This is a genomic window from Plantibacter sp. MPB07, assembly GCF_046619465.1.
Taxonomy (GTDB): Bacteria; Actinomycetota; Actinomycetes; order Actinomycetales; family Microbacteriaceae; genus Plantibacter; species Plantibacter auratus.
Window position 1 is genome coordinate 2,905,372 of record NZ_CP177043.1, and the last position, 11,809, is coordinate 2,917,180.

Genomic DNA, 11,809 nt, shown 5'->3' on the forward strand with positions numbered 1-11,809 from the left:
GACCGGCGAGCCCGGACCGCCAGGCGGCGGCACCCTCGTCATCGTGCGGCACCCGCAGCGGATCGCGACAGCTGCATCATCTGCTCGAGGGACTCCTCGGGGATGGCACCCTGGACGAATGCGAGGAACTGCTGCATGGGCATGGATTCGACCATCTTGAGCTGGTCGGGGTTCTCCGCGGCCTGCTGGGCCTGCTCCGCGGTCATCCCCGCGGACATGCCCTGCATGAGCAAGGGTCCGACCTCGGGGTGACCGAACCAGTCGCCGACCGTGGACGCCAGGGTGAGTTCGCGGACGATCGTGTCTCCGCTCAGCGTCACGGCCGTCTCGCGGGTGATGGTGGCGGCGTCCGAGCCGACCTGGATCAGGTGGTCGCCGGCGGTGACGACCCACCGGTCGAGCTCGATGTCCCAGTAGGCGAAGGCGCGCCGATCGAGCCGCAGCGTGACCGTGGTGCTCTCGCCGGCACCGAGGTCGACCTTCGCGAAACCGCGCAGCTCTCGAACCGGGCGGCGCACCGGCGCCGGTGCCGGGGCGACGTAGAGCTGGACGACGTGCTTGCCAGTGCGCTCACCGGTGTTGGTCACGGTGACGTCGACCTCGACCTCGGTGTCACCGACGACCCGGGCGACGACGCTCTCGGTGGAGAACGTGGTGTAACTGAGTCCGTGACCGAACGGGTACCGCACCGGCACCTCCGCCGAGGTGTAGTACCGGTACCCGACGAAGACGCCTTCGCCGTACCGCACGTGGCCCTGCTCGCCGGGGAAGTTCACCCAGCTGGGGGTGTCTTCCAAACGGAGCGGGATCGATTCCGCCAGGTGGCCGGACGGGTTGACCCGGCCGAACAGCACATCCGACATGGCTGAGCCGCTCGCCTGACCGAGCAGCCACCCTTCCAGGATCGCGTCGACCTCGTCGTGCCAGCCTTCGAGCGAGACGACGCCTCCATTCGAGAGCACGACGACGGTCTTCGCCGCTGTCGCTGCGACGGCGTGGATGAGATCGACCTGCGCGGCCGGGAGGGCGAGGGTGTCGCGGTCGAACCCTTCGGACTCGTCGCGGTCTCCCAGCCCGACGAACAGCACGGCGACGTCCGCACGGGCGGCGACGGCGACCGCTTCGTCGAGGAGCGCGGCGGTGTCACCGGAGCCGTCCTCGGTGAACCCGGTCGCGTGCTCGATGGTCACCCCCTCCGCCCACGACTGGTCGCGGATGGCGTCGACGGCGGCGTCGACGCGGGTGGCGTTGATGTGGGAGCTGCCGCCTCCCTGATACCGGGGCGTGGTCGCGAAGGCGCCGAGCACGGCGATGCGGGTGTCCGGCCGGATGGGGAGGGTGGACTCATCGTTCTTGAGCAGCACGATCGAATCCGCCGCGACCTGTCGGGCCAGCGTGTGGTGGCCGTCCACGTCGAGATCACCGGTGGCATCACTTGCCAGCTCGGTGAGCGCCACGACCCTGCGGACGGATTCGTCCACGAGCTCTTCGTCGAGTCGCCCGGCCAGCACGGCGTCGACGATCTGCTGGTCGGTGGCTCCTCCACTGCCGGGCATCTCCAGGTCCATCCCGGCTGCCACACCTGCGACGCGGTCACTGACGGCGCCCCAATCGGAGACCACCGCGCCCTCGAAGCCCCAATCGGTGCGCAGGATGTCCGTGAGCAGCCATCGGTTGTGGGAGGCGTAGACCCCGTTGATCTTGTTGTACGAACACATCACGGTGGCGGGCCTGGCCTCCCGGACGACTCGTTCGAAGGCCGGGAAGTAGATCTCCCGGAGGGTGCGCTCGTCCACGTCTGCGCTGATGCGCATCCGTTCGTGTTCCTGGTTGTTCGCGGCGAAGTGCTTGACCGAAGCCCCCACCCCCGTCTCCTGCATCGCGGTGACGTGAGCGGCGCCGAGCACTCCGGAGAGGTGAGGGTCCTCGGAGTAGTACTCGAAGTTCCGGCCGCACAGCGGGCTGCGTTTGATGTTCACCCCTGGTCCGAGGACGACGGAGACTCCGAACGCCCGTGCTTCCCGGCCGACGGCGGCACCCACCTGTGCGGCGAGCTGCGGGTCCCAGCTGCTGCCCACCGCCACGGCGAGGGGGAAGCACGTCGATGGCAGGCTGTCGTTGATGCCGAGGTGGTCGGCGTCACCGGCCTGGCGTCGCACGCCGTGGGGTCCGTCGGTGAGGACGATCGATGGGATGCCCGCGTCGGGCAGGCTCTTCGTGGACCAGAAGTCGGCGCCGGAGAGGAGGGCTGCCTTCTGCGCGAGGGTCAGTGCTGATGGATCGAACGTCATGCTGATGCTCCAGTGGTTGCGGCGTCGAGGGACGCTTCGATGTCGGTCTTCAGTTCCTCGGATGCGCCCGGGATGTAGTCCAGGAGGGTTCTGATGGACAGGGCCGCGGCGCCGGGGTCGTTGTCGTCCAGCGGCACGCCAGGGACGTGTCGGCCGAACGCGTCGGTGAACAGGCGCCAGGCGTTCGGGTCGGCGGCGATATCGCCCAGGGTCGAGTCCAAGTTGTACGAACCGCCCTGGCCCGCGTCCTCCACGGGGTAGTTCCACTCGTGCGACCCGGCAGCGATCTCGAACGCCGCCGCATCCGGGTGCAGCGGGAGCTCGACCATGGCGGTCGTGCCGTCCGGGATCGTGACGAGCACGCGGCCCTCACCGTCGACGATCCGCCAGTCGACGAGCACGTCGCCGTGCGTGGTGGTGTGTCTGAGCACTGCGGAAGTGACACCGCGGCCAGGCCGGGGCGCGATGCGCATCCTGGAGTAGCCGGGCTCGACCGGGGTGAGGCCGCCGATCGTGCGGTGCATCCAGTCGACGACGGCGCCGAGCGCGTAGTGGTTCAGGGAGGTCATGCCGGACGGGTTGATCGAGCCGTCGGGACGGATCGAGTCCCATCGCTCCCAGACGGTCGTGGCCCCCATGGTCACGGGGTACAGGAACGACGGGCAGCCCGTCTCCAGGAGGAGCAGGTAGGCCGCATCGAGGTGGCCTGTCGAGGACAGGGCGTCGGTGACCAACGGAGTGCCGGCGAATCCGGTCGAGATGCGGTAGCCGGCCTTCGCGACGATCGCTGCGAGCCGGTCCCCCGCGTGTGCCCGCTGGGACTCGTCGAGGATGTCGAACGCGATCGCCAGCGCGTAGGCGGTCGCGGTCTCGTCGACCACTCGCCCGTTCGCACTGACGTATTCATTCAGGAAGGCGGTCCGCACGCGTTCGGCCAGCGCTCGGAACTCCGCTGCATCGTCGGGCCGCTCGAGAACGTCGGCGGTGTCGGCCATCTCCCGAGTGGTTCGGCAGAGATAGGCCGCGGCGACCAGGTGCCGATCGGTCTTCCCGCCGGCCGGGTTGTCCGCCGGCGCATCGGGGTCGAGCCAGTCCCCATACTGGAATCCACTGCTCCACAGCCCGTTCTCGTCGAGCAGATCGGCGACCTGGCGGATGAATGCGATCATCGAGGGGTAGGCCTCCGCGAGGATCCGCGGGTCGCCGTACTCCCGATAGAGCGTCCAGGGCAGGCTGACGGCCACGTCGCTCCACAGGGCCGTCGGCGAGGACGGCGTGGACAGGACGTCGGGGACGACCCAGGGCACGAAGCCCCGCACCGCCTGCTCGGCGGCGAGGTCGCGCAGCCAGGATCCGAGCACACCGCGGACGTCGTAGAGGAACGCGGCGGAGGGCGCGAAGGCGTTGATGTCGCCGGTCCAGCCCAGCCGCTCGTCCCGCTGCGGGCAGTCGGTGGGCACGCCGACGAAGTTGTCGCGCATCGACCAGACGGCATTCGCGTGGAGTTGGTTCAGCAGCGGATCGGACGTCTCGAGCCACCCGGTGCGCCGCATGTCGGAGTGCACGACGATCGCGCGAACCGAATCGGCGGTGAGTTCCCCGGGCCACCCGTCGACCTGCACATACCGGAAGCCGTGGAACGTGAAGCGCGGTTCCCACACCTCGGGGCGACCACCGCTCAAGGTGTACCGGTCCGTCGCCCGCGCTGTGCGGATCGTCTCGTAGTCAGGCTCGCCATCGGTCATGACCTCTGCGTGGCGGAGCGCGATGGTCGTGCCGGCGGGGCCCGTGACCTGCAGTCGCACCCATCCGGAGATGATCTGGCCGAAGTCCAGCACGGTGAGACCAGTGGGTGTGGTGAGGATGTCCACCGGCGCGAGCTCCTCGATGCGCCGGATCGGCGGGGCGATGGGTTCGACGAGGGCCTCCTGCGGCCAGTCCATCACGGTCACACCACCCCAAGCGCTGTCGTCGAAGCCGGGCGCGTCCCACCCCGATGGCTCCAGGCGCGCGTCGAACTCCTCACCGTCGTAGATGCTGTCGGTCAGCGCCCCACCGGTGCTGGAGCGGAACGTGTCGTCGCTCGCGATCACCTCGGTGCTGCCGTCGGCGTATTCGAGCTCGAGCTGCAACCAGCCGGCGGGTCGCTCCGAGTAATGGTGGCGCTTGCCCTCCCACCCGAGTCGGCCCAGAGCCCACCCCTCGCCCACGACGGCACCGATCACGTTGCCGCCCAGGCGGATGCGGTCGGTCACCTCGTGGCTGCTCACCACGAGGCGGTGACGATAGGACGTCCAGCCCGGAGTGAGGACCTCATCACCGACCACTGATCCGTTGAGGTGGGGTTCGATCAACCCCACGGCGGTGACGCGCAGTGTCGCGGCAGCAGGTTGTCTCGTGAGTGTGAATTCCTTGCGAAGGTACGCGGCAGGGCCCTCGGGCGCCGGACGGGGGGTGGCTGGAGTGACGAAGGACGCGGTCCAGGTCGACATGGTGGCTCCTCGGGCGGTGGTGACGGGCTATCGGACGGATCGGATTCTCAGGACCACGAGCCCTCCGAGCAGGGTGAACGCTGCGGCGATGATGTAGAGCAGTGTGTAGTTCTTACCGCCGCCGGCGGTCACGCCGATCGCGAGGAAGACGGGTGCGATGAACGGCGCGACAGCTTGCGGGATCGACACGGCGAAGCCGATGATCCCCATGTACCGCCCGGCGTTGGTGGCCTTCTCCGGCAGGACGTCCAGGATCAGCGCCTGATCGACCGCGGCGAACATCCCGATGCCGACCGACGTGATCAGCGACCCGGTGTACAGCACCGGGACGTCGGAAGCCAGGGCCATCACGATCGCGCCGACGGCGAACAGCACGGCGCCGAGGAGGACGAAGACGCGTCGGCGGCGGACCTTGTCCGAGAGGAACCCGCCCCCGATCGCCCCCAGGGTCGTCGCTCCGATCCCGAACAGGCCGAGGGTGGCGATGATCGGTGCGACCTCGGTCACCTCGACGCCGAGCCGTGAGGCGAAGAAGAACGCGGTGAAGGTCGTGTTCAGGGTGAGACCGAAGTAGAAGAGGAACCGCCCCAGCCAGACCAGCGAGAAGTCCGGGAACCGCCGCGGGTTGTACAGATACTTACTGAACAAGGTCTTCGGCGAGAGCCGCTCATCGAAGCGGGCCCCCCGCGTGTCCGGTTCCCGCGTGAAGAGCACGAACATGGCGACGAAGATCACTCCGACGAGCCCCGGGAGCAGGAAGAGGAGCAGAGCGTTCCCGGAGAACGACCCGGCGATCACGACACCGAACACCGGTGCCACCTGGGTCGCGAACCCCGCGAGTCCGGCGACCTTGCCACGCTGTGTTTCGGACAGCTTGTCCGCCATCGACGTCTGCAGGTTCTGTAGCACCTGACCCCAGCCGATCTGCGCGAGAACCCAGCCGAAACCGAGCACCAACACGGATGGAGCGAGCGCCATCACCACGAGGGAGACCACACCCAACACCGTGCCCGCGATCATGAACGGACGACGACGCCCGATCCGCGTACGCGTGCGGTCGCTGAGCACCCCGAACAGCGGAGCGGTGAGCATCACGACGAGGGCCCCCGACCCGGTGATGTAGCCGAGGTACTCGTCGCGGCCGGGAGCGAGTTCCGAGAGCCGGATCGCCAGGGAGATCGCCAGCGGAGTGATGAAGGCGACGAAGACGCCGAACTGCCCCAGTACCTGGAACCAGATGTAGGACGGGCTCGCCTGCGGTTCGACCCGGCTGGGTGCGCTGTCGATGACCTCCTCGACGGCTGCCGGCGCTGCAGGGAACGGCTGGGCGGGAGCAGCGGACGCTCGCGGCGTCTCGTTGCGTGGGGGCTCGTGTGTCATGGGGACTCCATTGTCGAAATGGCGCCGGGTAGCGCGCGCTAGTTCTGCACTCTAGTCCGATCGAACTAGCACGCGCAAGCACAAGTACGGCAGAGTGGTCCGGTGAGCGATCCCCTCGTGAAGAAACGCCCAACGGCCGCCGACGTCGGACGCGAAGCCGGAGTGTCGCGCGCGACCGTCGGGTTCGTCTTCAACCAGACCGCCGGACAGACGATCTCGTCGAGTACCCGCGCACGCGTGTTGGAGGCGGCCGAGCGGATCGGCTACCGGCCGCACGCCGGAGCGCAGGCACTCGCCCGAGGGGCGAGCCGCATCGTCCTCCTCGTCCTCCCCGACTGGCCTGTCGGCGCGAGCATGCAGCGGTTGATCGAGGCAGCCAGCAGCGTGCTCGACGATGCGGGGTACACCCTGGTGACGTATACGCCTCGCCGCGAAAGCGCCGTTCGGCCACTGTGGGAGCTGCTGGAGCCGGAGGTCGTGATGGGGTTCGCCCCGTTCACGCCGGAGCAACTCGTGAGCATGCGCGCTCAGGGCATCAATCACATCTTCCCCGACGACATCGGCGGCAGCGCCTCACCCGATACGGGACCTGCCGAGCAACTCAGGTTCCTGCACGGCCTCGGACACCGCCGCATCGCTTATGCCTCGACGGCTGATCCCCGGCTGACTGATCTCGCCAGCGTGCGCGTCCAGGCAGCTCAGCAGCACGAGCAACGACACGACCGGGTTCCACTCGACGTGCGGACACTGGCCGGGCAGGACGATGCGATCGAAGCGGTCCGTGACTGGCGCGCCGCCGGAGTCACCGCCGTAGCCGCCTACAACGACGACGTCGCGGCCCTCATCGTGGGAGCGGCTCTGCGACTCGGCCTCAGCGTGCCGAACGATCTCTCCGTGATCGGCCACGACGACGCACCGATCGCAGCCCTCTTCGTCCCCTCCCTGACGACCGTACGCCGCAACGAAGAAGCCGACGGCGCGAACTTCGCAGCCGTCGCGATCGCCCAAGCCAGCGGGACCGAGCTGCCGGATCTCTCCGAAGCGGTCCTGGAACAGGTCATCGTCCGTGACTCCTGCGCCGCGATACCCGCCTCGGACCAGCTCGTTCGCTGAACGGCGGGCGACCTCGCGAAACGCGGTCCTACCTACATGTGAACGCGCACGCAAAGTGTCGCCACGGTCCCGCTGAATCAGCGGGTTTCCAACGTAAAGTGTCGCCGGCGTTTCCAACACAAAGTGTCGCTCCGAACATGCCCGCGTGATTCCGCGGATCTGAGGACGGGCTGGGGGCATTTGGTGGCGCCCTCCGCCGAGGCCCGGCCTGGAGTGACCGGTCTGCATAGTTGTCGCGCTCGACAGTAGCGCGGCCCCACACTCCCCGTCAGGATGTGTGCCGCGACATCGCAGATCTTCGCTCGAACTCGACGGCCCTGAAACACCTAGACCGTTGACCCCAACCCGCCGAGCCACGTAGTGGTTCACCGGCAACCGTCCTGCAACTCGTTGTTCATGGGGCGTCTCGCGGGTCATCCTCTAGGAGGCCGCGAACGCTCCTCCTCCTCCGTTCCGCTAACGGTTGCGCCGGATAACGAAGGCGACTAACCGCTATTTGATGGAACCGAGAGCAGTCGCATCCAGGCGCCTGCAGGGCCGCGACTGGAGTGAAGCACGATTCGTTTCCCCGGGGCTAGCTGGTGGCAGGCACCATGTTGAGTTCGTCGGCTTCTTCTTCCGTGACGATTCCGACGAGCTCGGCTATCTTCACGGCAATGTCCTCCATTGGCTCTTCGGCCGTGCTGAATCCACCGCGCGACGCAAGGGTGGGGGTGACTTGATCGAGCTCCTCGAATGTCACACCGTGCATGACCGGGACGAGGATTTGCGATGGGACATTGGACATCGCCCCGCCTCCTTCGGTCAGGAACAGCCCCGTGGCGAGCGTGCTGTATCGCACGTCGCCTTCGGTGAAGGTCAACCGGGCGTGGAATATGACATCTTCACCTGGAAGACATAAGACAGCTACTTGTGAACGCGCACGCAAAGTGTCAAGCAGTGCGCCCCGCGTGGGGTGCTCATGGGCGCCTCCTCTCGAGCTCTACGCCGCTTGGATCCGGTACTCAGGCGACGAGGTTCTGCTGGGCCCACTCCCGGAGCGTTGTAGTCGGGATCGACCGGCGCTCGTTAAACGTGTCGCTCTTGTCCCAGGCTACGCCTCGCCCCTGCGCGAACACGGCGCGGTACTTCCGGGTCATGTTGTCTGGGTCGTTCGCCAGCTCGTTCATAAGCGACGACTCTGTCCAAACTGCAAGTTCGAACGGACGACCAAGGACTGCTTCCAGGGTTTCAGCGACCTGGCGATACGTGATCGTGTCGCCTGCTACGTAGACGATCTCGTTGCGGATCCGGGGCTCCTCGAACAGAATCTCCGCCGTGAGTGCACCGATGTCTTCCGGCGTGGTCACCGTGACCGCGGTGTCGGGGCTGCCGAGCGCGTTGACGGTGTGGTTCGTCAGGTCGACCATTCCTGAGCCTGGCTCGAAGAGGTAGTTCATGAACATGCCGGTGGAGATGATCACCCACTCGGTGTCGTGCTGCGCCCTGAGCAGATCTCGCACGTCGAGTTGCGAGTCGAAAATGTCCTGTGGACTGCCACGCCCGATCACATCGAAGTCGACGCCGAACTGCCACGGGAAGTACCGCGGAATCTTCGCCTGCAAAGCGGCCTGTGCGACTTTCATCGGAGTTTCAACGCCGGCTGTGATCCCGGTGCAGCCGATCACGGTGTCATATTCCGCGAAGATGGCCGCGAGTTCATCGATTGAATGCCCAACGAGATCCCCTTGAACGATGCCGACTCCCAAAGCGCGGATCTCAGCGACGTTGCGCTGCTTCGCGGGAGTGGTGGAGTCGATCGTGTTCGACCGCAGGAGCACATCGACGGACGCTTCCGGAGCTGGTGAGGCGCGCCTCACGACGTTGCGGAGGACAGGCATGCCGAGTTCTCCTGCTCCGATGACGAGAATGTTCCGCGAGGGGGCGCTGGAGGCGGTCGCCGACATAGGTGTGTCCTTCCTTTGGTCGCCCAACGGTTGGGCGCCCATCATGTCAGCCAGCGTAAAGTTTGACACCAGTGTCAATGTCAACTCCGGGTGCGGTGAAGGGATGGCTGAAGGATGAAGATCGGTGAAGCGGCTGCTGTGGTCGGCGCTCCGACGCGCATGCTGCGCTACTACGAACAACAAGGACTGATCCAGTCGACGCGATCGGCGAACGGCTACCGCGATTACTCCGACGAGCAGGTCGAACACGCCCGCCATGTCCGCGCCCTGGTCCAAGCCGGCTTGTCCACACGCATGATCAAAATCGTTTTGGACATCGAAGCACCACAGCCGGGACAGCAGTCTGCCTCGTGCAGTCGCGCATTGGCGGAGGATCTGGCACGAGAATTGCGCGTCGTGGAAGACAGGATCGTGTGTCTTGAGAAAAGCCGTGACGCGGTCATCCACTACCTCCAGCACACCGACCACGCCGATCTGCTGTCGCCCGCGCGGCCCTGAACCGTCGCTGCCAGAGGAATCCCGGCGCACGGTGCAGACACTGATCGAGCGCTGAACTAACCGCGGCGTGAAGTTAGTATGGAGTCCCGTGGCGAATACTCGAAGCAACGGAACCAGCACCCCGCCCTCGATCTCAGCTCCCAGAGTGACGAAACAGATCTTCGTCACGGGCGGGGTCGTCTCCTCGCTCGGCAAAGGCCTGACGGCGGCCAGCCTCGGCAACCTGCTCACGGCCCGGGGTATCAACGTCGTGATGCAGAAGCTCGACCCGTACCTCAACGTCGACCCGGGAACGATGAATCCGTTCCAGCACGGTGAGGTCTTCGTGACCGACGATGGAGCCGAGACGGATCTCGACATCGGGCACTACGAACGCTTCCTTGGCATCAACCTCAACCAGGGCGCGAATGTCACGACCGGCCAGATCTACTCGACGGTCATCGCGAAGGAGCGCCGCGGCGAGTACCTCGGGGACACCGTCCAGGTCATCCCGCATATCACCGACGAGATCAAGCGCCGCATGCGGTTGCAAGCTTCCGATTCCCCCCAGCCCGACGTCATCATCACCGAGGTCGGCGGCACGATCGGCGACATCGAGTCCCAGCCGTTCATCGAGGCGGCCCGACAGGTGCGTCACGAGCTCGGCCGTGACAACGTCTTCTTCGTACACATCTCCCTCGTGCCGTACATGGGCACTTCTGGTGAGCAGAAGACCAAGCCAACACAGCATTCGGTGGCACAGCTCCGCTCCCTTGGAATCCAACCTGACGCGCTCGTCCTGCGCAGCGACCGTCCAGTCAGCGGGTCGAACAAGACGAAGATCGCCCTGATGTGCGACGTCGACGAAAACGCCGTGGTGAACGCCATAGACGTGCCGTCGATCTATGACCTACCGACGCTGCTCCATGACCAGAGCCTCGACCAGGTCATCATCGACGCACTGCAGCTCGACGCGCATGACATGGACTGGTCGGCTTGGAAGCCGGTTCTTGATGCCGTGCACGAGCCGGAGGGGGATGTCACCATCGCCCTGGTCGGCAAGTACATCGACTTGCCAGATGCGTACCTGTCCGTCACCGCAGCCCTCCGGGCGGGCGGCTTCGCACACCGCACCACGGTGAATCTGAAGTGGATCGCTTCGGACGACTGCATCACAGCGGAGGGCGCCGCGGAGCAGCTCGGCGACGTGGACGGCATCTGCGTGCCCGGCGGGTTCGGTGTGCGCGGCATCGAGGGCAAAGTCGGAGCGCTGAAATTCGCTCGCGAACAGGGCATCCCGACGCTTGGCCTGTGCCTCGGGATGCAGTGCATGGTCATTGAATACGCCCGCCACGAAGCCGCCCTGCCGGAGGCCTCGAGCACCGAATTCGACCCGGAGACATCGACCCCGGTCATAGCGACCATGGCCGCGCAGGTCGACATCATCGCGACGGGCGAGCTGGGTGGCACGATGCGCCTTGGGCTCTATCCGGCTTCGTTCACGACGGGCTCTCTAGCCGCCGACCTGTACGGCGCTGTGACAGCATCCGAGCGGCACCGCCACCGCTACGAGGTCAACAACACCTACCGCGATCAGATCGCGGCGGCCGGACTGGCCTTCTCCGGCACATCACCTGACGGCACCCTCGTCGAGTACGTCGAGCTCGACCGCGGCGTGCACCCGTTCTACATCGGCACCCAGGCACATCCTGAACTCCGCTCTCGCCCGACCAACCCACACCCCTTGTTCGCAGGACTGGTCGGCGCGGCCATGACGAGGCGTGACTCATCCAGACTCTTCACTCGAGAAGTCGAGTCAGAACAGATCCAAGCGTGATGATCCTCTGCAAGGACACCCACCCGACTGTCGTGCTCGACACGAGCGGCACCTTTCCCTCCGCTCGGATCCGCACCAGCCGGATGGCCGAGTCCGTACGTGGCTCGCTCGTCCCGCGAGGCCCACATCGCCCACGCGAAGAACGCTCTAGGTTCGAGTGACCGCTCCCATTCCCCACCTCACCGCGGCGAACCTCGCCGTCGTCGCTCAGGCCAGCAGTCGGGACAGCCGCTCAGAATGAGCACCCTATTCGAGGGCATCTGGCGTCGCGGT

At 66.3% G+C, this 11,809-nt stretch carries 8 protein-coding genes; 3 read left to right on the forward strand and 5 right to left on the reverse strand.

What is annotated here, in order from left to right:
• Positions 1–38: 38 nt before the first annotated feature.
• The 3 genes from ACLIME_RS13500 to ACLIME_RS13510 are packed head-to-tail and all read right to left on the reverse strand — an operon-like array spanning position 39 to position 6,163.
• A complete protein-coding gene (locus ACLIME_RS13500) occupies positions 39–2,291 on the reverse strand; it encodes a glycoside hydrolase family 3 C-terminal domain-containing protein (protein ID WP_411557246.1) in 2,253 nt (750 codons plus the stop codon).
• Positions 2,288–4,783, reverse strand: a complete 2,496-nt coding sequence (locus ACLIME_RS13505; RefSeq protein WP_411557247.1) for a family 78 glycoside hydrolase catalytic domain — start codon at positions 4,781–4,783, stop codon at positions 2,288–2,290. The genes ACLIME_RS13500 and ACLIME_RS13505 overlap by 4 nt, the downstream gene beginning before the upstream one ends.
• A 27-nt stretch (positions 4,784–4,810) precedes the next feature.
• Positions 4,811–6,163 carry an MFS transporter gene (locus ACLIME_RS13510; protein ID WP_124767765.1) on the reverse strand — a complete coding sequence of 451 codons (1,353 nt, stop codon included), beginning with the start codon at positions 6,161–6,163 and terminating at the stop codon, positions 4,811–4,813.
• Between the two features lie 102 nt (positions 6,164–6,265).
• On the opposite strand from ACLIME_RS13510, the gene ACLIME_RS13515 reads away from it, so the two are divergent.
• A complete protein-coding gene (locus tag ACLIME_RS13515; protein ID WP_411557248.1) occupies positions 6,266–7,276 on the forward strand; it encodes a LacI family DNA-binding transcriptional regulator in 1,011 nt (336 codons plus the stop codon).
• A 574-nt stretch (positions 7,277–7,850) separates the two neighbouring features.
• Here the strand turns inward: ACLIME_RS13515 and ACLIME_RS13520 are convergent.
• Together ACLIME_RS13520 and ACLIME_RS13525 are read right to left on the reverse strand one after the other, a co-directional pair.
• Entirely contained in the window at positions 7,851–8,138 is a 288-nt protein-coding gene (locus tag ACLIME_RS13520; RefSeq protein ID WP_139382337.1) for a hypothetical protein, read from the reverse strand.
• 142 nt (positions 8,139–8,280) lie between these two features.
• On the reverse strand, positions 8,281–9,222 hold the full coding sequence (locus ACLIME_RS13525) for an aromatic alcohol reductase (RefSeq protein ID WP_411557249.1): 942 nt from the start codon (positions 9,220–9,222) through the stop codon (positions 8,281–8,283).
• A gap of 114 nt (positions 9,223–9,336) precedes the next feature.
• On the opposite strand from ACLIME_RS13525, the gene ACLIME_RS13530 reads away from it, so the two are divergent.
• Positions 9,337–9,720: a MerR family transcriptional regulator gene (locus ACLIME_RS13530; RefSeq protein ID WP_411557250.1), complete on the forward strand. Its 384-nt coding sequence runs from the start codon at positions 9,337–9,339 to the stop codon at positions 9,718–9,720.
• Positions 9,721–9,865: 145 nt separating this feature from the next.
• On the forward strand, positions 9,866–11,536 hold the full coding sequence (locus ACLIME_RS13535; RefSeq protein WP_139382338.1) for a CTP synthase: 1,671 nt from the start codon (positions 9,866–9,868) through the stop codon (positions 11,534–11,536).
• Positions 11,537–11,809: the final 273 nt, after the last annotated feature.

Coding starts and splice junctions, on each gene's coding strand:
- ACLIME_RS13530 (WP_411557250.1), top strand. CDS start 9,337: ATGAAGATCGGTGAAGCGGCTGCTGTGGTCGGCGCTCCGACGCGCATG.
- ACLIME_RS13525 (WP_411557249.1), bottom strand. CDS start 9,222: ATGTCGGCGACCGCCTCCAGCGCCCCCTCGCGGAACATTCTCGTCATC.
- ACLIME_RS13505 (WP_411557247.1), bottom strand. CDS start 4,783: ATGTCGACCTGGACCGCGTCCTTCGTCACTCCAGCCACCCCCCGTCCG.
- ACLIME_RS13510 (WP_124767765.1), bottom strand. CDS start 6,163: ATGACACACGAGCCCCCACGCAACGAGACGCCGCGAGCGTCCGCTGCT.
- ACLIME_RS13500 (WP_411557246.1), bottom strand. CDS start 2,291: ATGACGTTCGATCCATCAGCACTGACCCTCGCGCAGAAGGCAGCCCTC.